The organism is Sphingobacterium sp. JB170 (assembly GCF_900163865.1).
GTDB lineage: Bacteria > Bacteroidota > Bacteroidia > Sphingobacteriales > Sphingobacteriaceae > Sphingobacterium.
The window spans coordinates 97,557-122,130 of the sequence record NZ_FUKU01000026.1 but is presented as its reverse complement, the minus strand read 5'-3'; the positions used below and the strand labels follow the sequence as shown (position 1 = coordinate 122,130).

Below are 24,574 nucleotides of genomic sequence, written 5' to 3'. Positions count from 1 at the left end.
TATTTATTGTTAAAAAGGAGCCTGTTTAATTTTACTTCTCTATAATTTGCGAGTCCGCGGGATCATCGTTTTTTAGCGCCAGGCTCGGCTGTCAGAACCTGGCGAGTAGCAACTATTGCTCGATGAAATATTGCTGCGATTAATTTTTAAAAGCCTTGATTGCTTCTGTTAATTTAGGTACGATTTCAAAAGCGTCACCAACTATTCCGTAGTCTGCAACTTTGAAAAATGGCGCATCGGGATCCTTGTTAATGACAACAATTGTCTTCGATGAGCTAACGCCCGCCAGATGTTGTATTGCGCCTGAAATTCCAATTGCAATATATAAATTCGGGCTAACGGCAAGTCCGGTTTGTCCAACGTGTTCCGCATGCGGACGCCACCCAGCGTCCGAGACCGGCTTAGAGCATGCTGTTGCCGCGCCAAGGACGTCGGCAAGTTCTTCAATTATTCTCCAGTTTTCTGGGCCCTTCATTCCCCGGCCAGCAGAGACCACAATTGTTGCATCAGGAAGGGACACTTTATCGGTGGCGCGTACAATCTCCTGAATGGTCGTAGCAAGGTCATTGGATAATAGTTCCGATTGGAAAGTTTCGATCTGGGCGGGAACGGGTGCTTCTTTAGTTTCTACACTATTTGGCGTTAAGGCGATTACTTTTACAGCGGCCTTAAGCTCTTCCGTGGCAATAGCTTTGCTTGAAAAGACACTTTTTTTTATCGTCCAAACATCGCCTGCGATTGCAGGAATGTTAATTGCGCCATCGCACAGTACGGCATCCAATTTTACAGCAATTCGGGGAGCTAACCCTTTGCCATTAAAGGTATTCGAGAGAATAATAGTTTTTGCGCCAGTACTTTTTGCAACGTTAGCAATCAATTGCGCATATGCTTGATTGATAAATTGTTTCAACTGATCGTTTTCTATTTTAATGACTTTGTCGGCACCATATTGCGCAAGCTTCTCTAATTCAGCGGGTGGAACAGCTCCGATGCTGAGTGCGTTTACCTCTTCACCGAGGAGGCCAGCAATTGTTTTGGCATAAGAAACTGCTTCAAAACCAGATTTTTTAAATGTGCCCTCGATGTTTTCTATATATACTAATACTGACATATCTACTTTTAATTTAGGTTATATAACTTTTGCCTCACTATGTAACAGCTCCACCAACTGATTTACCTGTTCTTTGTCAATTAGATTGACTGTTCCACGTGGTACGGGTGATTCGAAGCTTGTGATTTTTGATAGTTGGGTAACTTCAATAGGTGGGATGACATTTAAAGGTTTTTTACGAGCATCCATGATTCCACGAACGTTTGGTATTTTTGGCTCTGCAACGCCCTCGGCCGTTCCAACTACAACGGGTAGATTTACTGTTAAGACCTCTTTTCCACCCTCGATTTCACGTTCGATGGTCGCTTCATTGTCTGTAATATCTAATTTTTTAGCGATTGCAACAGACGGCAACGACAAAAGTTCAGCGACGTAGCTTTGAACCTGGGCGCCGTTATAGTCTATTGATTCGCGACCAGTTAAAATAAGATCGTAGGGATTGGTGCGGACATAGTCTGCGATTTGATTTGCAACAAACCACGCATCGCGCGGCGCAGCATCAATTCGTACAGCTTCATCTGCTCCGCATGCTAACGCTTTTCGGATTGTCGGCTCTGTAGACACTTCACCAACATTAAGGACAGTCACCTTACCATTTCCGTTCGCGGCTAATCCGATTGCTTTAGCAAGTGCTATTTCGTCGTACGGGTTGATGATAAATTGGATGCCATTTTCATTAAATGACGCATTGTTATTCGTAAATGTTATTTTTGAAGTCGTGTCTGGCACGTTACTTATACAAACAAGAATTTTCATCATAGTCAATATTTAAGTCTTGTACTAATTGTTTTATATTCGTCTTACGGAATTCTTCCACGCAATCAATTGTTCCTATTGATAATAGGGGGTAAGACCCTATTCACAAACCTATCATTTTTTGCAAGTAAAAACAAGCTATATCCGGTCGAGTGCATTTTAGTATTTGAGGGTTCTGGATTTTCAATTATTAGGTCGGAGGCATGATTACGCTGTTGATATTTCTGTATATAGTTCTTATTTATGAGGGCGGCGTAGTGTTTTGATGCAATCATTTGAAATATCGCAATCGTCAATAGAATGTCATTTTATATGCTAGCATAGTAAGTTCTTCTTTGGAGTGGTGTAATGTGTGCGTCAAATAATCGGCCCATTTGTCTCGAATATTTCTGTCGTAGTATTTTAAGCGCATAAACTCACTGTTGCTCAGAAAATGAACACAAAACATCACAAACTCCCTTCAGATGTCGAAAAATCCAAAGAAGCGTCTCTGGCGAAATTGTTTACCGAAAAAAGAATTGTTAAGTAAGCGCATTTACTAAGAAGCCGTGTAAAACTAATGCGTCATTTATGCCGATCGGATGTAAGCTACTATTAGCCGTGTGTATACTTCGTTTGTACGTCGGCTTTTCAGGATAAGACTTAAACAAATTGTTTCAAGATTATTATCATTAATCGGTTAACTCTCGGAGTTGATAAATGGTATGTTTTATTAATTTTGTACTTTTGTTCCATTAAATTAGCATTAATGACCACAAGATTAGACGAATTACAGAATTTCCTAAACGAAACACCCAATGACCCGTTCTTGAAATATGCGATCACGGCGGAGTATAGGAAAATGGGAAATAAACAGAAAGCGCGAGAAGGATATATAGACTTAGTTACAAACCATAGCGATTACGTTGGAACTTATTATCATTATGCGAAATTTTTAGAAGAGCAGGGCGAGCAAACCGGATCACTTGAGATTTATAAGCTTGGGTTAGAAGTTTCCAAACGACTTGGAAATCGCCATGCATACAACGAGCTTATGGGGGCTTACAATTTGGCGCAAGGCATCGACGAAGACGAAGACGAATAAGGGAGCTTATTTGATTGAAATGCTATGGAGTTAGATTTGTGGTATCTTTTTTGTGAAAGATAATGTAAATCTAATATGATGCGTTTTGTTGTATATTTAAGTGGACTTTTGATTGCTCTATTCCTTATGATTAGTTGCATAAACACTCGTAAGAATGCGGGAGTCGACAGCAATACGTTCGTTAAAGCCACAGAAGGGCGTGTCGTTGGAACCTATCAAGGAGATTTGCCTTGTATTGACTGCGATGCGATATCAACCGTGTTGACATTAAATAGTGATAAAGCCTATAAATTAGACTATATTTATGTTGGTAAAAATCCAGAGCCCTTTTCTCGTACGGGCACCTGGGACTTGGATGAGGGAGAACTCAATCTTGATGGGCTTGATTATAAGTATAGAGTTGAACCAAATCAACTTCGGCAATTAGACTTATCTGGGAACGAAATTACTGGAGAGCTTGCAGACCGGTACGTTTTACGTTTCACAAATGAATAACCGCATGAAAGTTTTTTAACGCTTCCATCCGGCGAATTGACCTATTTCAGTTACTAAAAAAGTTACGTGATTAATACCCTTGTAACTAATCGTTGTTGCAGATTTTAGCGATTTTTTCAACAACAAAGTCAATTTCTTCCTTCGTGTTAAACTTACTAAACGAAAATCGTACGGAAGGGCGATCAGTGTCTGGATTGATAGCTTGTAAGACGTGACTGCCAATTTCCGAACCTGAGCTGCACGCACTCCCACCGGAAGCAGATATACCAGCAATATCTAAGCTAAACAGCAGCATATCGGCAATATCTATACACGGAAGCGATACGCTTAAAACGGTATAAAGGGAGTTCGCTGCCGAAAGGGTGCCATTAAATTGTACCTCAGGGATCGTTTGGGTAAGCCGTTCCTGCATATAATCTTTAAGCCCCTGAATATATGCTTGATGGGTATCCATTTCATGGTAAGCAAGTTCCAATGCTTTAGCCAGCCCAACAATGCCATAAATATTCTCCGTACCGCCACGCATATTTCTTTCTTGTGCTCCGCCGTAGATAAAAGGATTTATTTTATTGCGGCCATTGATGTATAGAAATCCAACACCCTTTGGTCCGTGAAATTTGTGTGCCGCGCCGGTAATAAAGTCAATGTTGAGCTCTGTAAGGTCGTGCTTGTAATGTCCCATAGTTTGGACCGTATCAGAATGATAGACCGCGTTGAATTCTTGACAAATCTCCGATACAGTTTTAATATCGGTGATCGTACCAATTTCATTGTTTGCGTGCATTAAAGAAACCAGACTGCGGGGACTGTTATGCAGTAATTCTCGTAGGTGATTTAAATTAATATTTCCGTCACTATCAATTTTAACGAAACTAAGTTTTATTAAACCTCTCTTTTGTTGTTCTTCTAAAGTGTGTAGTACAGCATGATGTTCCAATGGAGAAGTAATAGCATGTGACAGTTGCAGATCAGCGATGGAGCGTACAATCGCCATATTGTCCGCCTCGGTGCCTCCGGAGGTGAAAAAAATTTCCGATGGAGACGCTTTTAATAAAGACGCGACAACTTTTCTAGCCTTTTCTATTATTGTTTTCCCTTGACGCCCATGTGCATGGATTGATGAAGGGTTGCCAAAATCCTTCTCCATCGTTTCAGTCATCGCTTTGATAACTTGCGGATCTAGAGGCGTGGTTGCGGCATTATCGAAATATACTTGCATGGGTGCAAAAATAGGTAAACCAACGGTAATTTTAAATTCTTATGCTCCTGGTCGATCTTTTTTGACAATTAGATAGAATGCATAAAGACCGCCTGCTAGAATAAGGTAAAGTATTAAATCACCATTTTTTGTGTAAAAGGTTAAGTCTTCATTAAGATTTATCTCCTGCGCTCGGGCGGCGGGCTGCCACCACTCGGTTTGCTGAAAGATATCACCACGTTGATTGATGAAACCCGATAATCCGGTATTTGCTGAACGCGCCACCCAACGACGGTTTTCTATCGCGCGTAGTTTCGCGTAAAGAAGATGCTGATCTTTGCCGGAGGTATTTCCCCACCAGCCGTCATTAGTAACAATGGCGATAAACTGGGCGCCTTTTTTTACGTATTCGGCGACATAGTTTCCCCATATTGACTCGTAGCAAATAACCGGCGCAACGCCGATACCACTTTGTGAATAGAATACAGATGGCTCCGCTTGACTTCCGTAACCGCCTGTTGAGCCCCCAAATTGTGCGAACAAAGGTTTCATGAAACTCAGCGCTTCACCAAAAGGTAGTTGCTCGACACCCGGGACGAGTTTTGATTTATGATAAAACTGCAATTTACTAGACTGATCAACTAAAACTGCAGCATTAAATGGATCTAGGAATGTTCCGTTGCCCAAATCACGCGCGGTGGACGTATTAGCGGAATCGTAAATTGCAACACTTTCAATTCCCGATACGACGTTTGCATTTCTAAAACTGTCTAAAAATAATTGGATTTGTTCGAACGCGTTGGTGGTTCGAAATTCATCTTCGACAAGATGATAGCCTTGGGCCGAAATGGCCGTTTCAGGCCAAATAAAGAATTCTGTATTTGGTTTAGCAACTTGACTAGAAAGCTCGATCAAGGATGTCAGCTGCTGCTGTGGTGAAATAGCCCCAAACTTTCCATATGGATCAATGTTAGGCTGTACGACTACCACCTGTGAGGGGTTTATGTGTTCTTGGTAACTTGTATACTGGATCAGAGATACGCTGATAGGAATAATAATCGCGGCAAGTAAAGCTATAGTAATTTTCTTGTTACTGTAGGTTGCTGTTTTTGTAATTTTTTGGTGTACAAGTAAAAACGAGATAGTATTGATGCTCCATATCCATATTGTTCCGCCAAACACCCCTGTTATGGAGTACCACTGGATGAGTTGATGAAAACTAGCGAAACCATTTCCTAGTGTCATCCATGGGAATGCGAGATCCCACCACTGGTGTAAATATTCGTATCCGACCCAGAAGCATATTAAACCCATTAAAGCAAATACCTGCGTAGTTTTCTTACGTAATTGATAGTAGAGACGAAAAACGAGTGCCATAAGTAGTGGCGCGAGTCCAAACGGAATTAAGGAGATTAGCAGTGCAATATAGTTAGGTAAATAGGCACTCATCGCATTATAGACCCAATAGATTGAGGCGGTGTTCCAGAGGAAACCAGCCAGAAAAGCTAGATTGAATACTTTACGTCCCTTTTTAACGTCATTCCCTTTTATCACGCGCTCGATAGCGATTAACAGCGGTACAAATGCTACCCATAAAAGTGGGGCGGTATAAGGAACTGGTGGCCATGCTAGCCAAAGCAATACAGCACTTAGGAGCGCTAAAAAATAGTTGTTTCTCACGTGCTAAAGTTGGGATAGTAATTCTAGTTTCTTGTTCTCGTATTCCATTTGTGTAATCAATTGGCGGTCGTAGAGTGATTTGAGTTTTTTGAGTTTCCGTGTAAGCTCGTCATCCTCTGTTGCGTTTAATCCCGGCACAGCGATCGTTGGTGTCGAACTTGATTTGATTTCTGCAGGTTCGCCGACGGGAGGGGTCTCATTATGGCGGCGAATGGGGTTCTCGTCCAGTTTTTGTGTTAGCCCAGCGGAAGATGTGGCGGGCACCTGCACGGACTGATCTTTCTCAATTTTGGGTGCTAAAACTTGTGGTATTGTATTTTCGACCCGTGGCATTTGCGGTTTGGGCTTGTTGAGTTCATCTAGATTAAGCTTAATTAGTTGATAGAGTTTTCGTGCTTGTACCTTAGGAATGTAATCAACTGTTAGGTTTTCGCCGGTGAACGGTATGACCGTGACTTTAGAACCGAAAATTTCTTCCTTGAATGCTATATCTTTAATGTTTTCCCAGGTGAAGATTTCGAAATTGGTCGCTAACCCTAGTTTGGTGAATTCACATAAAAAAATCCTCTTGTCACTAATTGTGATGCTATCAGGAAGTAGGGTAACGGCAGGCTTCTTTTGAACGGCGATATATTGTATCTGTTCGCTTGGGCCCAACATATCTAATATTTTAACATGGATCTTTTCGACCACTTTGGTATCCTGTCCATCTTGTAGAAAGTTTGCTATACTCATTTTATGTAAAATGTCAATAAATTAATACCTGTGTTTAGCCGCTAGTCAGGACAACCGGCAACACAAAATACAAATTCTCCTTTAATTGGATTGTTTTCAAAATGATTTTTAAGGTCCGTTAATGTTCCGCGAACATTTTCCTCGTAGAGTTTACTCAACTCACGCGATATTGAAGCGCTCCTGTCCCCTCCAAAATAGAGGATGAATTCATCTATCGTTTTTAAGATTCGGTGCGGAGATTCGTAAAAAATCATCGTACGCGTTTCCGCACTCAGGGTTCTCATTCTAGTTTGCCGTCCCTTCTTTAACGGGAGAAACCCCTCAAAACAAAATCGGTCATTTGGAAGCCCGGAGTTTACCAGTGCAGGGACGAAAGCTGTCGCGCCAGGGAGACACTGTACTTCCAAGCCCTCCTTAATAGATTCGCGGACCAGTAAAAATCCTGGATCGGAAATGGCCGGCGTTCCTGCGTCGGATATCAGCGCAATATTTTGTCCCAATTTCAAAAATTTTATTATTTCCGAAACCGCTTTGTGCTCGTTGTGTTGGTGATGGGCGAAAACTTTGTTTTCTATTCCGAAGTGTTTTAGAAGGGGGGCACTTGTGCGGGTGTCTTCCGCCAAAATCAAATCAGCTTCTTTTAAAATGCGAATAGCTCGAAAGGTCATATCTTCCAGATTTCCAATCGGCGTTGGTACAATATAAAGCATGACCAAAGGTAAGAAATTAAAAGTGTAAAGATTGGTAGAAGAGGGAAGGAGGGAACGGAATTTTAATTAATTATGTAAGCGGTCGAAGCTAATCTTCAATGCTTACATAATCATCACCATCGTAGGCTAATTCTTGTAATTCAAGCTCGGATTCCGGTTCAAAAATTTCTAGATCTTTTAACATAATACTATTATTTTAAATTTTATATAACAAATGTACCTTACTAATGTGAATTGGAAATTATGATTCCATAAATAAATTGTTAATTCACACTCGATTTATCAAAAATATTAAATTTTTATAATAAAACAAATATAATGATATGAGTTTGCTAATGGTTTGCCGATAATATTGTATTGTTCGTTAATTATGCCATTTTCAATTTCACTTCTTATCTTTGTGCATCTAAAATTGTTGTTCATATATGTTACAGATTAATTATATCCGGGAGAATAGGGATGCAGTAATCGAACGATTGGCTGTTAAGAATTTTAAAGATGCAACGTTGGTTGATCATTTGATTCAACTTGATGATTCACGTCGTAAAATTCAAAACGAATCAGATGCGCTTGCTGCAGAGGCGAACGCAGCGTCTAAGCAAATTGGAGATTTCATGCGCCAGGGGAATAAAGCGGAAGCTGACCGGGTGAAATCTGAATCGGCTGGATATAAAGATCAAGTGAAACAGCTTACCGAGAAACTTGCTGAAGTAGAACAGGAGTTGAATAGTAAAATTGTCCTTTTACCTAATCTACCGCACACCTCGGTACCAAAAGGACTCGTTCCAGAGGATAATGAAGTTGTTCTAGAGAATGGAACAGTGCCGAAACTTCAAGAAAATGCTTTATCACATTGGGATTTACTCATGAAATATGATATTGTCGATCTAGAACTTGGAGTGAAAGTTACGGGAGCTGGATTTCCGGTGTATAAAGGCAAGGGTGCACGGTTGCAACGAGCTTTGATAAATTTCTTTCTAGATCAAGCGGCCGATGAAGGGTATAATGAAGTACAGGTTCCAATCATGGTAAATGAAGCGTCCGCATTTGCGACGGGGCAATTGCCGGATAAGGATGGCCAAATGTATTATGTGGCGCAGGATGAATTGTATTTGATTCCTACTGCTGAAGTTCCAGTCACTAACTTATATCGTGATGTAATTGTCAAAGAAGAACAGTTCCCTATAAAGCATGCTGCCTACACACCTTGTTTTCGCCGCGAAGCGGGATCATATGGAGCACATGTGCGTGGTTTGAATAGACTTCATCAATTCGATAAAGTTGAAACCGTGCAGCTTGTTCATCCCGATAAATCGTATGAAGTGCTGGAGGAAATGAGCCTCTATATTCAGGGCTTATTACAGAAGTTAGAACTACCTTATCGAGTTTTACGCTTATGTGGTGGGGATATGGGCTTCACTTCCGCCTTAACCTTTGATATGGAGGTGTATAGCGCAGCACAGGAGCGTTGGTTAGAGGTGTCATCCGTGTCGAATTTTGAGACCTATCAGTCGAATCGATTAAAAGTAAGATTCAAAAATTCGAATGGAAAGATGCAGTTAGCTCACACGTTGAACGGTTCTGCGCTAGCATTACCGAGAATCGTAGCTTCGATATTAGAAAATAATCAAACCGATAAAGGTGTACGCATTCCTAACGTATTGGTTCCCTATACGGGATTTGAATGGATCGATTAGTATGAGGATATGATAGTTAATTAAAAAAGGTGAAAAATCAATTTTCACCTTTTTTAATTAACGCTCGTCTCGACGCGGTTCCATCCGAACCAAATACTGATCTGCATCGTCTTCGTCTAATATTTGTACTACCCAATTCTCCTCTCGGGCAATTTTTATAAGTTCTAGCTGGTCGATGTATAACCAATTAAAGGAATCCCCAAATTCGCCTTTATATTCGTATTGGAAGTTAATTTCGCCCAGATAATGATCCGGTTTGGTAATTCTATATTCCTCATATAAATACGATATGTCCGAGCTGTCGAACAAAAGTTGTCCTACTGGTGTGAGTAGTGTTTTTGCGTGAGCAAGTAATATCCGGAACCCTGCAATAGAACCGGCTAATCCGATGCCATTCATTAAAAAAAGGAGTGTATCATACTTTTTATTCGTGAGCTTGAAAAAGTCCGCACAAGTAACGTTTTTCACACCGCGTGCTTTCATGATACTACATGCTTTTTGGCTATGCTCAATGGCGTCTACTTCGAATCCCCTATTTTGTAGAAACAGTGCGTGACAGCCAACACCCGCACCCACATCGAGCACGTGTCCATCGCACAATGCGAGTGCTATATGCTCCATTTCTGGGAATTCCTCCGGTTCGCGAAAAAAAACCTCGATAGGCATCTCTTCAATATCGCCATAGCTACTATGAAGCAATAACGGCTCGTGGAGTCGTTGTGATCCGTGATAATCGTATAGCGCGTCCCCATATACATCCTTTGCCATTAATCGTTGATATTTAAAACTGACTTCGCGAGGTTGATTTCGTCCTTATTACCGGTGTGCTTGTTCGGCTCATCGGATAGTTTAATGACATCTGTCCATGGTCCACCCTCGGGTTGCGCCTCCACCATCTTTACCACTATATTCATCCGTTCTAGCCCCACGTCATTGGTGAAGTCCGTTCCAATTCCAAATGAGTGTCCGATTTTCCCTTCGCAGAAACGTACAATTGTTTCTACTTTGTCGTAATCAAGCCCGTCGGAGAAAATAATCGATTTGGACCGTGGATCGATACCTTGGCTTTTATAATGATCGATCGTTAACTGCGCAAATTCAATGGGGTCGCCACTATCGTGGCGAACACCGTCAAATAGCTTAGTAAGCTTTTTATCGAACTGTTTGAAAAACACTTCGGTGGTGTACGTGTCCGAGAGCGCAATACCTAAGTCACCACGGTACACCTCGGACCAGTGTTCCAGGCTTAACAAGTTGGCCATCTTATAGCCGTATTTCGCCGCATGGAACATAAACCACTCGTGCGCGTGGGTACCGATCGGAGTGGTATCATATTTCATTGCCAAATGGACATTTGAAGTACCGATAAATGTTTTAGTGGGATGTTGTTTTAATGTTTTGATGACCAGATCATGCACTTGATAGGAATGACGTCTGCGCGTGCCAAAATCTGCAATCGTGATGTTGAGTTTGTCGTATTTATCCATTTTTGACTCGGCGATCACACAAACTTCGTCGTTGGCAACCCGCTGCGCTCCGGTCATTTCGTAATATGTTTCGCAAATTAACGACATGATGGGGACCTCCCATAGAATCGTTCGATACCAATATCCCTGCACCTCAACGGTTAAATTGTGCCCTACCTGTTGGATATTTACTTCCGCGGGGTCGTATCGATAGCCTTGTAAGAAGTCAAAATAAATAGGATCGATGTACGGACACGTATCTTTAAAATATTTTTTTTCTCCTTGGGTCAACTTGAGCTGCGCCATGTCGGAAATCGCTTCTTTTAGCTTATTGTCGAATCCCTCAGGAAATTGATGTTCGCCACGATTGATAAATTGATATTTCGCCAGCGCTTTAGGAAATAGTTTACTTACTGCATATTGCATCGTAAATTTATAGAAATCGTTGTCTAAAATCGAAACTAATTGAGTCATCTGATCTGCTTTGATTGTCTTATAAAGATTGAAGATAGTAAATTGTGAAGGTATTTTACGAAGTTGCTGGCGTATTATTGTTGACTGGCTGGAAGCAGTGAACAAAAAATAGCAACCTTCGAGGGTTGCTATTTAAATGTAAATGTTTTTGTATACCGTTTATCGGCGTGCTCGCGATCCGCTCGATGATCGCGTGGTGCTAGCTTTTGCTCTTGAACTAGACGAACTGCGGCTTACACCGGAGGGGGAGTTACTACGCTGGCTTGCCTTCTGAACCCGAGGGGCAGAGCTACGAGACCGGCTTGGCGCGCTTCTTTGGGTCTTATTCACTTTGGGCGCCGCTTTTTGCACGCTTCCGCGACTAGCTCCCGAACGTTGTTTTGCCGCAGGCGCGCGTCTTTGTGTTTTATTTGCCCTAGGTGCAGCTTTTTGTACACTTCCCCGGTTAGAGTTTGAGCGTTGTTGAACCGAAGGTGTACTACGCTGCGTCCTATTGGAGGTTGCAGGTTGGCGACTTTTCCGTGACACGCTGCTTGTTGATCCTCTTGTTGTTGTCGCTTTCGCGCGCGGCGTATTCTTTTTGTTTACCGTTGTAGGTCTTGCATTTTGTCGCGCTGTTGCGGATCTTGATCTACTACTCGATTTGTTTGCTGCTGATCCGCTGTTTGCCGTGGCATCACGACTAACGCGCGAGCTGTTACGGCTATTTCTGGCAGCTGCGCTGGAAGATCTACCGTTTGTCGTACTCCTAACTCTAGATCCTTTTGCGTTGCTATTTCCGCGCGGTTTATAGATCGATACCGAGCGGTTGTCAGCTCTGGAACGACCCGGTCGATCTGAACTGCGTAGACTTCGGACAGTGACATCTCTACCAAGATGGCGTGATACGTCACGTCTGGACGGGCCTCCGTAGTACCGGTTGTTATTTACAACATACGTGTTGTTTATAATCGTCGTTCTATTGTATACGTTTCTATGTCCGCGGTCCCAGTAACGGTTATGGTAACGATCATAAATTCGACGTGATGGTAGGAATATCCAAAGGTTTAAAGGCAGGCCAACGGAAACTGTCACATTTGGCTGCGAGGGTGCCCATCCGTAATATCCGCCGCCAGAGCGCCAATCAACCCAAGCCGGGCCCCATTCATAGCCCGGGATCCATCCCCAACCGTGATGTGGAGTGCGAACCCAGCGTCCATAGTGAAATGGTGCCCATCCCCAATCGTAATTGGATACCCAAGTGTTGCCGTATTCGGTCATCGCCCAATATCCATTTGATCCATAGGGTTGAAAATTATCGTCGACATTCGGATACCACATGTCGCCATAATTTGCGTCCGTTTCCCAGTATCCATAAGGAGAAAGTTCATTATAGAAAAGATCTAATGAAACTGAAACGTTTCCTTGTGCGGTTACTTCTTTATGTGTGAATATACTTAAAATAGTCGCGACAAAGGCGAGCATGAGTATGGGAGTGTTCTTTCGTTTCATAGCAGTAGTTTTTAGTGAAAATTTATACTGTTTGTTAGGTATGACACCTGAATTTAATCGAAGGTTTAATTTGAGGCATAACTCAAGGGCAGAGTTTTTTGATATCGTTTGTCATTATTCGGAAAATGATCTACCTAAGGGAAAATAAAAGTTTGTACATTTGCGTGATATTATCTTTTGTACAGAAACGCTACACAAAGTATTAATTTCATACTTGAATGGGTCGTAAAATAGAAAATCTACTTATCGAATTTGCTCGGATTCATCGATTTATGATGAGTTTTTTGCGAGAAGCGGTGTCGCCACCGTATGAATTTAAAGAAATTATTCGTCAATGTTATGAGATCGGATGGAAGTCATTTCCCCTTATTAGCTTGACTGGTTTTATCGTCGGATTCGTGTTTACAAAACAATCCCGTCCCTCGCTCGAGGAATTCGGGGCAACTTCGTGGTTGCCAGCGTTGATCTCTATTGCTATTGTTCGGGCGTTAGCGCCCCTAGTTACGGCGCTCATTGCCTCCGGTAAGGTGGGATCACAAATAGGTGCGGAGCTCAGTTCGATGAATGTTACCGAGCAGATTGACGCAATGGAAGTCTCGGGGACTAACCCGACGAAGTTTCTCATCTCTACGCGTATAATTGCTACTACAATTTCGATCCCAATCCTGTGTTTTTATGTAGCAGGAATTGGACTGTTGGGGGGGTATTTGAGTATCACCTCGAAAGATGATCTAAGTTTTCTTGCTTTTTTTACACAGGTATTCGAGTCAATAAATATAAAGGATATTTATGCTATGGTGATTCGTGCTGTCGTCTTTGGATTCACGATTGGTTTCGCCAGTACTTATGTGGGTTATTATTCCTCAAAGGGAACAGAAGGTGTTGGAAAGGCTGCCAACAGTGCAGTAGTTTCCTCGATGTTTTTGGTCTTTATCGAAGAACTCCTTATTGTTCAACTTTTATCGTTAATAAATTAGTATGGAGAAAAGTAACGTAAATATAGATCGTACCGATGTTGTTATCAATGTTGATGCGGTCAGCAAATCATTCGGTGATCTGCACGTGCTTCGCGACGTTGATTTAAAGCTTTATAATGGCGAAAACTTGGTTGTTTTGGGTCGTTCGGGAACTGGTAAATCGGTGCTGATTAAGTTGATATCAGGACTCCTTACACCAGATGATGGGAATATTAATGTGCTTGGGGAGATCGTCAATATGCTAGATGAACGTGGATTGCGTCAGTTGCGGCAACGGATTGGGTTTTCTTTTCAAAATAGTGCGCTTTACGACAGTATGACGGTGCGCGAAAACTTGGAGTTTCCACTGGTTAGAAATAAGCGAAATTTAACGAGAAAGGAAATCAATAGTGAAGTGGAGGAAGTGTTAGATGGTGTGGGCCTGCTTCAAACACTAAACCAAATGCCTTCCGAGTTGTCTGGCGGACAGCGTAAACGTATCGGTATAGCGCGAACTTTAATTTTGCGTCCTGATATTATGTTATACGATGAGCCTACTGCGGGTCTAGATCCGATCACGTGTTTAGATGTTAATACGTTGATTAATGAGGTTCAAGAACGGTATCACACGTCGTCTATAATAATCACCCACGATCTATCCTGTGCGAAGATGGTTGGTGATCGAATGGTCATGTTGCTCGATGGTAAGTTTGAACGGCAGGGGACATTTAAAGAGATTTTTGACACCGACGATGAGCGGGTCAAACCATTTTATGATTATAATTTTATTGTTTAAGAATATATGAGTTCAAACGAAAGGAAGCGCACGCTTACGGTTGGTTTATTTGTGTTAGTCGGTTTGATTATCCTAGTAGCCGGTATTCTTGTTTTGGGTACCCAACAGAATAGATTCAGTAAAACTTTAACGGTTACAACATACTTTCAAGACGTGAAAGGATTAAAGGTCGGGAATAATGTTTGGTTTTCCGGGGTAAAGGTTGGTATCGTTAAAGAAATTACTTTCCAAAGTATCGACGATGTTAAAATCGTCATGCAGATCGAGCAGAAGAACAGTGAATTTATACGGGAGGATGTCGTCAGTAAATTGGGCTCGGATGGCCTTATTGGTAACGCCATTGTCAGCCTCGTTGGGGGTACAGACCACGCCGCGCCGATAAAGGATGGCGATGTGATTAAATCGGTTAGCGGAACCGATACAGACGCCATGTTTGCCACTTTGCAAACTAACAATGAAAACCTTGTAGAAATTACAAAGAATTTTGCCTTGCTTTCCCAAAATATGGTGGAAGGGAAAGGGGTTGTAGGTTCGTTGATGACAGATTCTACATTAACGATATCACTGAAAAGTTCAGTAAACTCGCTAAATAAAGTGATGTCAGATGCAAATAAGGCATCATCCAACTTAGCGGTTTTGATGGAAAAGTTAAACAGTAATCAAGGACTTATTCATGATCTTTCCACCGATACTACCGTTTTTGCAAGCTTACGTGAATCTGCAGCACAGCTTCAGGGAGTCACACAAACGGCGTCGGCATTAATGACCAATTTAGAGGCCACATCTTCGCGCTTAAACGATAAAAATAATGCTATTGGTGTGTTAACGAATGATCCGGAGGCAGCTGACGAGATAAGACAGATTTTGAAAAATTTGAACAGTAGCACCGTTAAGCTTGATGATAACATGAAAGCCCTACAAAGTAATTTTTTATTTAGAGGCTATTTCAGAAAACAGGCAAAAGAGCAAGCAGAAGCAGCAAGCGATTCCACCGCGCAATAAGGTAGTACATCATTAATTGAGCTAGATAAATACATTTATAAGTATGCGTATTACAGAAAAGGATGTTATCTACGAAGATAATCACTACATCGCTATTAATAAACGTGCGGGGGATATCGTGCAAGTAGATATTACTGGAGATAAATCCTTGGAGGAACTCGTGAAAGAGTTTCTTGCGGCGAAATACGCTAAACCTAATGGCGCTTTTTTGGGCGTTATACACCGTTTAGATCGGCCCGTGAGCGGCATGATAATTTTTGCAAAGACGAGTAAGGGCCTTGATCGCATGAATCGGTTATTTCACGATCGTAAAGTTTCAAAGACCTATTTAGCTCTCGTGCGAAATAGGCCGGAGGAAATGTCCGGAACGCTGAAAAACTGGCTGCTACGTGACCGCAAAAAGATGGTTACAAAAGCATATGACAGGGAAATAAAAGGTGGTAGTTTCGCGCAGCTTGATTACCAAGTAATAGGCGAACTCGACGGGTTTTATCTGCTCCGAGTGAATCCGCTTACCGGACGGACGCACCAAATTCGCTGCCAGCTTGCATACATGGGATGTCCCATCGTCGGTGATAACAAATATGGGTATCCGCGGGGTAGTCTGCGGCGATCGATTTGTCTGCATTCTCGTTCTCTTTCCTTTATCCACCCGATTAAAGAAGAACAGACGATGCTTATTGCAGACCTTCCGCAAGATGGCTTTTGGGAAAAGTTTAATGCGCTGCTCTAATTAAAATCTTCACTTTTTAATGTCCAGGCGTGAGTAATCCGCGCGTGATTCAAACAGTTTCATAAAAAAAAATTGTACTTTTGAACTATGAGTTCCAAACAGATTAAAATAGTGGCCATTCTGCTATCTATGTCTATCATTTTGTTGGTTTCGACAAACGCATCCGCACAGTGTGCAATGTGTTCACTGAACGCAGAGAATAGTACCATGAATGGAAATACGCAAGGAAACGGGCTTAATGATGGTATTTTGTTTCTTTTAGCGATTCCATATTTGATTGCTGTGGGAATCGGTATACTTTGGTATACAAAATACCGTAAAAGCAATTCGAATAAGATTTCACCGTTTGAAAAGTAATTTGAGAGATGACTGTATCTAAATTTTCTGCGATGTTGCATTCCAAATGCCCAAGGTGCCGTGAAGGTAATATGTTTGAGGGACCGGTATATGGCTTTAAGAAACAAAAGATGAATGTGCATTGTCCGCATTGTTCATTGCGTTTCGAAATCGAGCCAGGCTATTTTTATGCGGCTATGTACATCAGTTACGCCTTCTCAGTCGCTCAAGTGGTGACCGTGGGTTTGATCACGGCCTTTCTAACGGGAAGTGAATCTCCTTGGCTTTATATTGCAGTGCTCTTTACAGTTATTTTGGCGTTTGCTCCTTTTAATTTGCGGTACTCAAGGCTCGTGTTGCTTCATTATATGACTCCTAAAATAACTTTTAACCCAAACTTGGCAAAATCAAAGTAAACGTAATGTTACTGGCGGTTACTTTATTGGAAAGGCAGGTACTCCATTTTACTCTCGAAAATAAAGGCTTTTCCGTGATGGTGCCTACCAATATAGTCTTGAACCGCTTGGGTGATGTCTTGTTGGACCTTGGTGATTTTGAGTTCGTCCTCGCCCATTACCTGTATACAATACGTCGTTCCTTCGTGGGGGTTGTCAAGCATTTTTAAAAAATGAGCGTCGTGCGGTGTTGCATAGAGGAGTTGTCTTACCCAGACAAGCATTTCATCGTGGCTATCGTCGTCTACAATTATTGAGATGTTATATAAAATCATGCCCAAAATTACGAAATTTTAGAATGATTAGAACCACAACTTATATTTGGTTTTTCCTGTAAAAATAAGGTTGCAACTATGGTTTATTCTTAAAAAATGACAATATTTGAACTACAATCAGATTCAAGGTATGATTAAACATTTTCATTGGGCGTTCATAATTTTAATATGCTGTATATTAGCTTCTTGTCAATCTAAACAGGAAGTTAACGATCTTATCCCTATTGAAGATTTTTTTAGCAAACCCGAAAGAAGTAATTTCCGTATTTCACCAGATGGGTCGAAGATTGCTTATCTAGGCATTGACGCCCATTGTAGAAATATTTTTGTGCTCGACCTTAAAGATGATCAACAGTCAAAGCAGTTGACCTACCAGTCGGATATGAATGTGCAATACTTTTATTGGGTATCCGATTCCACCATTGTTTTCTCCAACAGACACTCGCCCAATGACAGTCTTCGTATTCATGCTATATCGGTTAAAAGTGAGAAATCAATTCCGCTCCTGCCGACGATGAAAGGCCGACTGCGGTGGGTAAAGCCCCAACGTTCGTTTGACGATTATTTGTTGGCAGCAATGAACGACCGTGATTCCAGCGTGTTCGATCTATACAAAATAGCATTGGACGGCTCTGGCAGAGAGTTGATTAGTAGAAATCCCGGGAATATTGCCAATTGGTATTCTTCCGCCGATGGGAAGGTTCGTCTTGCAATTACGAGCGATAGTGTGCAAGAAAACCTTTTGTACCGAGGGCAGGAGAATCAACCATTCAAAACGGTAGCTACTACGGATTATTTAACTTTGATCCGTCCGTTAGGTTTCGTAAAGAATTCCTTAACGAACGTTGTGGCACTCTCCAATCAAAATCGCGATAAATTCGCTTTAGTGGAGTTTAATATAGCGACGGGGAATGAGGATTCGCTGCTTTATGTAAATAGTGAAGTTGATCTTGACCCAGACGGATATTCAGATCGAACGCAACAACCTCTATTTGCGCAATATACCAAGGATAAGACACATAAACACTTTTTTAATAAAGATGTTGAACGCGATTTTCTAGCGCTTTCTAAAAGCTTCCAGGGGCAGACAATTGATATCATCGATTCCGATACAAGTTTAAATCATTGGCTGGTCAATGTGTATACGGATGTCCATGCCGGGGGGATCTATTATTATGATGTCGAAAGGGACAGTGCGAAGCTTCTTGTTGAAGCAAACCCTATGTTAGCCAGTTCAAGACTATCTTCGAAAGAATCGATCGCTTTTCAAAGCCGGGACGGATTGACATTAAATGGCTATTTGACTTATCCCGCTGGAAAGGTGAAAAAGAACTTACCGGTGGTTGTTTTGGTACATGACGGACCCTACCGGCGAGAACGAAGTGACTTTGATGCTGAAGTGCAATTTTTAGCTAACCGTGGTTACTTAGTCTTTCAGCTTAACTACCGCGGTTCCTCGGGGTACGGGAAGCAGTTTTGGACAGCCGGGTTTAAGGAATGGGGTGGCAAGATTCAGGCGGATATCATTGACGGAGTGACTTGGTTAATTCACCAGGGAGTGGTCGATAAAGACCGGGTTGCAATTATGGGCAGTGGTTTCGGAGGGTATTCGGCTTTACATGCTGCTACTTATAACTCATCATTTTATAAATGTGCCATCTCGATGTCAGGATATACAAATTTGTTTACTTATTTTAAAGGAATCCCGCCACATCTTAAGAAATATGTGTCGTTATTTTATAATATAATTGGTGATCCGGATAAAGAGTATGAGATGTTTAAGGCAATGTCACCTGTTTTCCACGCCGATAAAGTTAAAATTCCTATTTTATTTGCCCAAGGAGGGGAGGATCAGTTTAGTTCGTTGACGGATGCCAATCAATTCGTGCAGAAAGTCATGAAGAACAATGTCCCGATTAAATATATTTATAAAGAAGAAGAGGGGCGTCAATTTAGGAGTGACGAGAATGTGATCAACTATTACCAAGAGGTCGAATTGTTCTTAAAGAAGTATCTTTAAACATTCATGGCAGATAATCAACTGAAATATCGCAAAAACTTTGGATTGCTTATCGCTTTTGTGGTACTGGTGACGATCCTGTTTATCGTAGCGATGCTTGCTGCACGTTCGATGATCATAAACCTCATCGAGACAGAATTCAACATTAAAAAGATTGAGGTTTTTGATAAGTCTGTTCAACCATTTAATGAGTTTTTTAACGGTAAGATACCGGAGATTTCCTATTATCAAGGCTATCTTGATTCGGTAAAGGCTGCCGAATATGTTGAGGGAGTGGTGCGAAAGTATCCATTTGTGAAGGAGGTCTATTTTTACGATATAAACATCACCAACTCGGATTCAATCGAAGCGGGGATTCGGTATAACCAGCTCCTTATTTTCCCCAAGAACGTAATTTCTTTTCATCTAAATAAAGACAATAAATTTATTGTTCAGCGTAATCAAAGCGAAGAAGCGCGTGTATTCGTGGACGATTTTAACAGCATGGTGTTGAAATTCGTTGGATTTTTAGAACGTGTCACCGACTCCACTAGGATGTCTGACGACGATATCTACAAGGTCTTTTATACCCTGAATGCCGGGAAGGTCACCTATATGAATATCCCACGGCTAGCCGATCTTATGACATATAAGAAGATGATGTCCTCATCGGATGTTCCAATTGCCGAATATGATCAAGACATGTTCATGTTTTTCTTGGATCCCAGTAAACTGCAGATTCAAAATGTGGTGCCCAATCTCTACGAAAAAATTGAAATATTACCCGTGGTATCTGGAAATATAACGGACCAAAATTATTTTTTCCACACTGAACTTGCATTACCGGGATCATTATCGGACTATAAGTTGCAATATACGAGCTCTGAGAAATTTATTAATACCGAGATCAACAGACGGTTTTTCCCCGTAAGCTTAGGAATTTCGTTGATTTATTTGATCTTAATTCTCATCGCCTATTTGATATACCGGAATGTTACTATCAACGGAAGGCTTTTTCAATTGCAATACGATTTTATTAATAATTTAACGCACGAGTTTAAAACACCGGTGAGCGTAATTAAAATTGCCGGAAACAATATTCAGCACTCGGATAACCTTTCTCGTGGGGAACAACAAATGTATGGCAAGATTCTTGACCAAGAAGCAGACAAGTTGAACAGTTTGATGAACAAACTGCTGTCGTTTGCACAAATCGAAAATAAGTCTATAAAACCGTTAAAAGAGGAGATTGATGTGGAAGAGTTTTGCGCACCTATATTTGAGGCGGTAAAATTGAAATACCCTGATTTAAACTTTTCGTACCAAATCGGAGTCCAAAACAATATGGTGGTCGATCCCACATTGCTGTTAAGTGTATTTCAAAATATGATCGATAACGCGTACAAATACTCGGAGCCACAGCACAAATATCTAAATATAGACGTACAACAAAACAAGAAGAATTTTGTTATTAAATTTAAAGATCAAGGCATTGGCATTAATAAGAAAGAATTTAATAGTATTTTTAAAAAGTTTTATAGGGTTAAGAATCAATTTAATCAACAGGGGAGTATAGGGCTGGGTTTAGCCTTCTGCAAAGAGATTGTTGATTTTATGGGAGGAGATATAAAAGTAGAGAGTGTCCTAAATGAAGGAACAACATTTACATTGTTGCTCCCTATTGGTCCAAAAAAGAATTAGATTTTATTATGAATAAAGATATCACTATTGCGGTCGTTGAGGACGATGAAAATTTACGTTTTCTTGTAACACATCGTTTACTAACCGAAGGATATAAGGTTATCCAAGCTGCGAACGGCACAGAAGCCGAATCGATGATTTTGGAACAAAAGCCTGCAGTCGTTCTTTTGGATTGGATGTTACCAGGCAAAGAGGGGATCGAGGTATGCGAAACGGTTCGTAAAGCGGGTTTCGAAAACATCATTATTATGATGACTGCAAAATCACAGGACGTGGATAAGATTGACGCTTATAGTTATGGTGTTACCGATTATATCACAAAACCATTCAATATGGATGTGTTGGTTGCTATGATTGAGAACAAAGTCCGCTACTTTTTACCAAAGAGTAACGATGTATATACGTTTGGTCAAACAGAACATCACCCGAATATACACTCGCTAATTCGCGACGGCCGTAAGATTGAACTCACAATTCTGGAAAATAGAATCTTATTATATTTCTTACAAAATGTAGGAAAGGAGATTACCCGTGAAGAACTTATGGAGGTCGTTTGGGGCTATAGTTCGAATGTCAATACACGTACGCTTGATATGCATGTTGTGCGGTTGCGTAAGAAAATTGAAACAAATCCAGACAAACCGCACTATTTACAGACCGTTCGTGGCCTAGGGTATAAATTTATCGACTCCGATATAAAGGAAACGAACTAGAAATTTGCATTTGTGGAAGTTGATAGCTATCTTAGCAATCAACGTGCAAGACCATGTTGTCCAAAAGAGGGGCAGTGTGGTCTTGTCTTTTTTTTGAATTTTTTGTAAGAATAAAATAAGTAAATAATATGGCAGAAGTAACCTATTACACACAAGAAGGTCTAGAAAAACTGAAGCAAGAGCTGCAGATGTTGAAGACAGAAGGTAGGGCGAATATCGCTAAGGCGATCGCTGAGGCAAGAGACAAAGGTGATTTGTCGGAAAATGCAGAATATGACGCGGCGAAAGAAGCACAAGGTCTACATGAGGCAAAGATTTCTAAGTTAGAGGGCGTGCTCGCAAGCGCGCGGTTAATTGATGAATCGTTGTTAGATTCCTCTAAAGTTCTCGCTCTATCCTATGTTAAGATAAAGAACAAGAAAAATAATGCCGTGATGACCTATCAGCTCGTCTCTGAAACGGAGGCCGATTTGAAATCGGGAAAAATATCGGTTAAATCACCTATCGCTCAAGGGTTATTAGGTAAATCGGTAGGCGATGTTGCTCAAATTGAAGCGCCGGCAGGCATGATAGAATTTGAGATCGTTGAGATTACACGTTAAAGCGTAGTCAGGTTATGTGCGGTGTTGCCATAACCGCACAAAGCTACTCGAATACTTTAAGCGGTTGCAATAATTATTTTGCAGCCGCTTTCTTTTTTACATCAAAACTAGGTTATCCCTATGTACTATATGCGATCTAAGGGATAATTTTTGTATTATTGCATTGTCAGAAGTTGAGATTACTTGCTGCTAAACGGCGTCGGCAATCAGGCGATATGCGCTGCTTTATTTTGCGCGTATAAATATTACAACTTTGCATGATAGTCAACACTTCCGACGGTTATTATATGTGGTTCTAAATATTAAATAGAGATATGTCAACAATTTTTTCAAAAATAGTGTCTAATGAAATTCCAGCACATAAAGTTGCGGAGAGTATCGATTATTTAGCATTTTTAGATGTTAATCCATTGGCAAAAGGTCACGTTTTGGTGATCCCTAAAAAGGAAACGGATTATATTTTTGACATTAATGATGACGAATATATGGGCATGTGGGTGTTTGCGAAGATTGTCGCCCAAGGTATAAAAAAGGTATTTCCTTGCCCTAAAGTCGGTGTGGCAGTAGTTGGTTTGGAGGTAGCACACGCACATATTCATTTGATTCCTATCAATAAAGTAGACGATATGAATTTTGCGAGAGAGAAACTCCTGTTGGCTGCTGATGAACTGGATTCAATCGCAGAGAAGATTCGGCTCGCGATTTCGGAGGTTACGAATACAACGGACGACTAGTATTCGTATTCGAACTGCAATACCACTCGTAATAGATGCCTAAAATCGGGGAGAAGTTACGCTGTAGCTATAAAAGAGAGAACTTCGACGTGGTTTTTGTAAATTATACGATAAGTTGGTTATTTTTGGGTAGTGAAACTCGTAGAGCGTAATTGATTAACAAAAAAGTATGCAAGATTTTTGGCTGTCGATTCAGCAATTAATGGATCCCGAGTATCTGTTAAGTAGTGGAGGTTTTTATATCGTTGTATTAATAGTCTTCGCGGAAACCGGACTGTTTTTTGGATTTTTCCTACCTGGTGACTATCTTTTGTTTCTAGCGGGTTTATTCTGTGCGCTGGGTAAAATAGATGTAGACATCGTTACCATGTATTTTGGCATCCTTAGCGCCGGGATACTAGGAAATTTTGCCGGTTACTGGTTTGGGTATCGAACGGGGCCAGTACTATTTAAGCGAAAGGATTCGCTTCTATTTAAGCGGAAATATGTGATAATGGCCGAAGAGTTTTATCAAAAATATGGCGGAACAGCACTTGTTATTGGTCGGTTTGTTCCTATTATTCGTACATTTGCACCAATATTTGCGGGCGTTGTGAAATTAAATTTCAAAAAGTTCGTCATCTATAATATCCTGGGAGCAATCCTTTGGGTTAGTTTACTGACCCTTTCTGGTTATTTTCTAGGTATGGAGTTTCCAATGATTATAAACTATGTAGAGTATATCATTGTTATACTCATCGCAGTAGCATTTTTACCAATCGCCATTGCGCTTTTAAAGCGATGGTTGAAAAATAGAAAGAAAGCAAAACAAACAAACAGTAATATTAATTAATGAGTAAACAACATCCTTGGCATCAGATAGCTCCTGGTAGCGATGTGCCAAATTCGGTTAATGCGATTATCGAAATCACGAATGGTTCTAAAGGAAAATATGAACTAGATAAAGAAACAGGGCTTTTGTTACTAGACCGCGTCTTGAGCTCGTCTGTCGTTTATCCGGCAAATTATGGTTTTATACCACAAACTTATTGTGATGACAAAGACCCTCTCGATATTTTAGTTATTTGTTCGGTGGATATTCTTCCGTTGACATTAGTTGAAACCAAAGTAATTGGAGTCATGAATATGATTGATGGCGGTGAACAGGATGATAAAATTATTGCTGTAGCCCTGAATGACCCAATTTATAATTATATTAACGATATTGAGCAGCTAGCTCCTCATGTGATGAAGGAAATTGTTCAATTTTTCGAAAGTTATAAAGCGCTCGAGAAAAAACACGTCATAGTAGACGGTATTCACGGGCCTGCTCGTGCCAAAGAGATACTTTTGGAAAGTATCGACTTGTACGATAAGGAAATCAGAAATAATTAAG

At 40.9% G+C, this 24,574-nt stretch carries 25 protein-coding genes; 15 read left to right on the top strand and 10 right to left on the bottom strand.

What is annotated here, in order from left to right; all coding sequences use genetic code 11:
• Window positions 1–139: 139 nt before the first annotated feature.
• Together FM107_RS06050 and FM107_RS06045 are read right to left on the bottom strand one after the other, a co-directional pair.
• The gene (locus FM107_RS06050) at window positions 140–1,111 is read right to left on the bottom strand and encodes an electron transfer flavoprotein subunit alpha/FixB family protein (protein ID WP_086947621.1); all 972 of its coding nucleotides are present in this window, start codon (window positions 1,109–1,111) and stop codon (window positions 140–142) included.
• 18 nt (window positions 1,112–1,129) lie between these two features.
• The gene (locus FM107_RS06045; protein WP_086947620.1) at window positions 1,130–1,867 is read right to left on the bottom strand and encodes an electron transfer flavoprotein subunit beta/FixA family protein; all 738 of its coding nucleotides are present in this window, start codon (window positions 1,865–1,867) and stop codon (window positions 1,130–1,132) included.
• 748 nt (window positions 1,868–2,615) lie between these two features.
• Between FM107_RS06045 and FM107_RS06040 the strand changes: the two genes are divergently transcribed.
• Window positions 2,616–2,951: a hypothetical protein gene (locus FM107_RS06040; protein WP_086947619.1), complete on the top strand. Its 336-nt coding sequence runs from the start codon at window positions 2,616–2,618 to the stop codon at window positions 2,949–2,951.
• Window positions 2,952–3,077: 126 nt separating this feature from the next.
• A complete protein-coding gene (locus FM107_RS06035) occupies window positions 3,078–3,446 on the top strand; it encodes a copper resistance protein NlpE (protein WP_218778929.1) in 369 nt (122 codons plus the stop codon).
• Between the two features lie 85 nt (window positions 3,447–3,531).
• Here the strand turns inward: FM107_RS06035 and FM107_RS06030 are convergent, their stop codons facing one another.
• Genes FM107_RS06030 through rsmI form a run of 4 tightly spaced genes read right to left on the bottom strand, consistent with a single transcriptional unit; the run spans window position 3,532 to window position 7,769 of the window.
• Window positions 3,532–4,665 carry a cysteine desulfurase family protein gene (locus FM107_RS06030; RefSeq protein WP_086947617.1) on the bottom strand — a complete coding sequence of 378 codons (1,134 nt, stop codon included), beginning with the start codon at window positions 4,663–4,665 and terminating at the stop codon, window positions 3,532–3,534.
• A gap of 39 nt (window positions 4,666–4,704) precedes the next feature.
• The gene (gene lnt / locus FM107_RS06025) at window positions 4,705–6,324 is read right to left on the bottom strand and encodes an apolipoprotein N-acyltransferase (RefSeq protein WP_086947616.1); all 1,620 of its coding nucleotides are present in this window, start codon (window positions 6,322–6,324) and stop codon (window positions 4,705–4,707) included.
• A 3-nt stretch (window positions 6,325–6,327) separates the two neighbouring features.
• A complete protein-coding gene (locus tag FM107_RS06020; RefSeq protein ID WP_086947615.1) occupies window positions 6,328–7,059 on the bottom strand; it encodes a PH domain-containing protein in 732 nt (243 codons plus the stop codon).
• A 41-nt stretch (window positions 7,060–7,100) separates the two neighbouring features.
• Window positions 7,101–7,769 carry a 16S rRNA (cytidine(1402)-2'-O)-methyltransferase gene (gene rsmI / locus FM107_RS06015; protein WP_086947614.1) on the bottom strand — a complete coding sequence of 223 codons (669 nt, stop codon included), beginning with the start codon at window positions 7,767–7,769 and terminating at the stop codon, window positions 7,101–7,103.
• A gap of 425 nt (window positions 7,770–8,194) precedes the next feature.
• Here rsmI and serS point away from each other — a divergent pair, with 425 nt between their 5' ends.
• Window positions 8,195–9,466 (top strand): serine--tRNA ligase, encoded by a 1,272-nt coding sequence (gene serS / locus FM107_RS06010; RefSeq protein WP_086947613.1) that lies wholly within the window; start codon window positions 8,195–8,197, stop codon window positions 9,464–9,466.
• A 57-nt stretch (window positions 9,467–9,523) separates the two neighbouring features.
• Here serS and FM107_RS06005 read toward each other — a convergent pair whose 3' ends face one another.
• The 3 genes from FM107_RS06005 to FM107_RS05995 form a co-directional block, all read right to left on the bottom strand.
• The gene (locus tag FM107_RS06005) at window positions 9,524–10,234 is read right to left on the bottom strand and encodes a bifunctional 2-polyprenyl-6-hydroxyphenol methylase/3-demethylubiquinol 3-O-methyltransferase UbiG (protein ID WP_086947612.1); all 711 of its coding nucleotides are present in this window, start codon (window positions 10,232–10,234) and stop codon (window positions 9,524–9,526) included.
• The gene (gene pncB / locus FM107_RS06000; RefSeq protein ID WP_086947611.1) at window positions 10,234–11,406 is read right to left on the bottom strand and encodes a nicotinate phosphoribosyltransferase; all 1,173 of its coding nucleotides are present in this window, start codon (window positions 11,404–11,406) and stop codon (window positions 10,234–10,236) included. Before pncB ends, FM107_RS06005 begins: the two co-directional genes overlap by 1 nt.
• A gap of 159 nt (window positions 11,407–11,565) precedes the next feature.
• Window positions 11,566–12,897 (bottom strand): DUF6600 domain-containing protein, encoded by a 1,332-nt coding sequence (locus tag FM107_RS05995; RefSeq protein WP_086947610.1) that lies wholly within the window; start codon window positions 12,895–12,897, stop codon window positions 11,566–11,568.
• A 218-nt stretch (window positions 12,898–13,115) separates the two neighbouring features.
• Here FM107_RS05995 and FM107_RS05990 point away from each other — a divergent pair, with 218 nt between their 5' ends.
• The 5 genes from FM107_RS05990 (at window position 13,116) to FM107_RS05965 (ending at window position 17,136) form a co-directional block, all read left to right on the top strand.
• Window positions 13,116–13,874 carry an ABC transporter permease gene (locus tag FM107_RS05990; protein ID WP_086947609.1) on the top strand — a complete coding sequence of 253 codons (759 nt, stop codon included), beginning with the start codon at window positions 13,116–13,118 and terminating at the stop codon, window positions 13,872–13,874.
• Window position 13,875: 1 nt separating this feature from the next.
• Window positions 13,876–14,649, top strand: coding sequence for an ABC transporter ATP-binding protein (locus tag FM107_RS05985; protein WP_086947608.1), 774 nt, complete (start codon window positions 13,876–13,878; stop codon window positions 14,647–14,649).
• A gap of 6 nt (window positions 14,650–14,655) precedes the next feature.
• Window positions 14,656–15,651, top strand: coding sequence for an MlaD family protein (locus FM107_RS05980; RefSeq protein ID WP_086947607.1), 996 nt, complete (start codon window positions 14,656–14,658; stop codon window positions 15,649–15,651).
• 43 nt (window positions 15,652–15,694) lie between these two features.
• Window positions 15,695–16,384 carry an RluA family pseudouridine synthase gene (locus FM107_RS05975; RefSeq protein WP_086947606.1) on the top strand — a complete coding sequence of 230 codons (690 nt, stop codon included), beginning with the start codon at window positions 15,695–15,697 and terminating at the stop codon, window positions 16,382–16,384.
• Window positions 16,385–16,749: 365 nt separating this feature from the next.
• On the top strand, window positions 16,750–17,136 hold the full coding sequence (locus tag FM107_RS05965; RefSeq protein ID WP_086947605.1) for a DUF983 domain-containing protein: 387 nt from the start codon (window positions 16,750–16,752) through the stop codon (window positions 17,134–17,136).
• A 23-nt stretch (window positions 17,137–17,159) separates the two neighbouring features.
• Here the strand turns inward: FM107_RS05965 and FM107_RS05960 are convergent, their stop codons facing one another.
• Entirely contained in the window at window positions 17,160–17,450 is a 291-nt protein-coding gene (locus tag FM107_RS05960; protein WP_086947604.1) for a DUF4286 family protein, read from the bottom strand.
• A 106-nt stretch (window positions 17,451–17,556) separates the two neighbouring features.
• On the opposite strand from FM107_RS05960, the gene FM107_RS05955 reads away from it, so the two are divergent.
• The 7 genes from FM107_RS05955 to FM107_RS05925 all read left to right on the top strand — a co-directional run bounded on the left by FM107_RS05955 (window position 17,557) and on the right by FM107_RS05925 (window position 24,573).
• The gene (locus tag FM107_RS05955; RefSeq protein WP_256959375.1) at window positions 17,557–19,470 is read left to right on the top strand and encodes a S9 family peptidase; all 1,914 of its coding nucleotides are present in this window, start codon (window positions 17,557–17,559) and stop codon (window positions 19,468–19,470) included.
• Window positions 19,471–19,476: 6 nt separating this feature from the next.
• Window positions 19,477–21,150, top strand: coding sequence for a sensor histidine kinase KdpD (locus tag FM107_RS05950; RefSeq protein ID WP_086947602.1), 1,674 nt, complete (start codon window positions 19,477–19,479; stop codon window positions 21,148–21,150).
• A gap of 8 nt (window positions 21,151–21,158) precedes the next feature.
• Window positions 21,159–21,863, top strand: coding sequence for a response regulator transcription factor (locus FM107_RS05945; RefSeq protein ID WP_086947601.1), 705 nt, complete (start codon window positions 21,159–21,161; stop codon window positions 21,861–21,863).
• A 128-nt stretch (window positions 21,864–21,991) separates the two neighbouring features.
• Window positions 21,992–22,465: a transcription elongation factor GreA gene (greA, locus tag FM107_RS05940; RefSeq protein WP_086947600.1), complete on the top strand. Its 474-nt coding sequence runs from the start codon at window positions 21,992–21,994 to the stop codon at window positions 22,463–22,465.
• 314 nt (window positions 22,466–22,779) lie between these two features.
• Complete coding sequence (locus FM107_RS05935) at window positions 22,780–23,199, top strand: HIT family protein (protein ID WP_086947599.1); 420 nt, start codon at window positions 22,780–22,782, stop codon at window positions 23,197–23,199.
• Between the two features lie 169 nt (window positions 23,200–23,368).
• The gene (locus tag FM107_RS05930) at window positions 23,369–24,031 is read left to right on the top strand and encodes a DedA family protein (protein ID WP_086947598.1); all 663 of its coding nucleotides are present in this window, start codon (window positions 23,369–23,371) and stop codon (window positions 24,029–24,031) included.
• On the top strand, window positions 24,031–24,573 hold the full coding sequence (locus FM107_RS05925) for an inorganic diphosphatase (RefSeq protein WP_086947597.1): 543 nt from the start codon (window positions 24,031–24,033) through the stop codon (window positions 24,571–24,573). The genes FM107_RS05930 and FM107_RS05925 overlap by 1 nt, the downstream gene beginning before the upstream one ends.
• The last annotated feature ends 1 nt before the right edge of the window (window position 24,574 follow it).

Excerpts from the sequence above, each read along its gene's own strand:
- FM107_RS06050 (WP_086947621.1), bottom strand. The coding sequence starts at position 1,111 with ATGTCAGTATTAGTATATATAGAAAACATCGAGGGCACATTTAAAAAA.
- FM107_RS06045 (WP_086947620.1), bottom strand. The coding sequence starts at position 1,867 with ATGAAAATTCTTGTTTGTATAAGTAACGTGCCAGACACGACTTCAAAA.
- FM107_RS06040 (WP_086947619.1), top strand. The coding sequence starts at position 2,616 with ATGACCACAAGATTAGACGAATTACAGAATTTCCTAAACGAAACACCC.
- FM107_RS06035 (WP_218778929.1), top strand. The coding sequence starts at position 3,078 with ATGATTAGTTGCATAAACACTCGTAAGAATGCGGGAGTCGACAGCAAT.
- FM107_RS06030 (WP_086947617.1), bottom strand. The coding sequence starts at position 4,665 with ATGCAAGTATATTTCGATAATGCCGCAACCACGCCTCTAGATCCGCAA.
- FM107_RS06020 (WP_086947615.1), bottom strand. The coding sequence starts at position 7,059 with ATGAGTATAGCAAACTTTCTACAAGATGGACAGGATACCAAAGTGGTC.
- rsmI (WP_086947614.1), bottom strand. The coding sequence starts at position 7,769 with ATGCTTTATATTGTACCAACGCCGATTGGAAATCTGGAAGATATGACC.
- serS (WP_086947613.1), top strand. The coding sequence starts at position 8,195 with ATGTTACAGATTAATTATATCCGGGAGAATAGGGATGCAGTAATCGAA.
- FM107_RS06005 (WP_086947612.1), bottom strand. The coding sequence starts at position 10,234 with ATGGCAAAGGATGTATATGGGGACGCGCTATACGATTATCACGGATCA.
- pncB (WP_086947611.1), bottom strand. The coding sequence starts at position 11,406 with ATGACTCAATTAGTTTCGATTTTAGACAACGATTTCTATAAATTTACG.
- FM107_RS05995 (WP_086947610.1), bottom strand. The coding sequence starts at position 12,897 with ATGAAACGAAAGAACACTCCCATACTCATGCTCGCCTTTGTCGCGACT.
- FM107_RS05990 (WP_086947609.1), top strand. The coding sequence starts at position 13,116 with ATGGGTCGTAAAATAGAAAATCTACTTATCGAATTTGCTCGGATTCAT.
- FM107_RS05985 (WP_086947608.1), top strand. The coding sequence starts at position 13,876 with ATGGAGAAAAGTAACGTAAATATAGATCGTACCGATGTTGTTATCAAT.
- FM107_RS05980 (WP_086947607.1), top strand. The coding sequence starts at position 14,656 with ATGAGTTCAAACGAAAGGAAGCGCACGCTTACGGTTGGTTTATTTGTG.
- FM107_RS05975 (WP_086947606.1), top strand. The coding sequence starts at position 15,695 with ATGCGTATTACAGAAAAGGATGTTATCTACGAAGATAATCACTACATC.
- FM107_RS05965 (WP_086947605.1), top strand. The coding sequence starts at position 16,750 with ATGACTGTATCTAAATTTTCTGCGATGTTGCATTCCAAATGCCCAAGG.
- FM107_RS05960 (WP_086947604.1), bottom strand. The coding sequence starts at position 17,450 with ATGATTTTATATAACATCTCAATAATTGTAGACGACGATAGCCACGAT.
- FM107_RS05950 (WP_086947602.1), top strand. The coding sequence starts at position 19,477 with ATGGCAGATAATCAACTGAAATATCGCAAAAACTTTGGATTGCTTATC.
- FM107_RS05945 (WP_086947601.1), top strand. The coding sequence starts at position 21,159 with ATGAATAAAGATATCACTATTGCGGTCGTTGAGGACGATGAAAATTTA.
- greA (WP_086947600.1), top strand. The coding sequence starts at position 21,992 with ATGGCAGAAGTAACCTATTACACACAAGAAGGTCTAGAAAAACTGAAG.
- FM107_RS05935 (WP_086947599.1), top strand. The coding sequence starts at position 22,780 with ATGTCAACAATTTTTTCAAAAATAGTGTCTAATGAAATTCCAGCACAT.
- FM107_RS05930 (WP_086947598.1), top strand. The coding sequence starts at position 23,369 with ATGCAAGATTTTTGGCTGTCGATTCAGCAATTAATGGATCCCGAGTAT.
- FM107_RS05925 (WP_086947597.1), top strand. The coding sequence starts at position 24,031 with ATGAGTAAACAACATCCTTGGCATCAGATAGCTCCTGGTAGCGATGTG.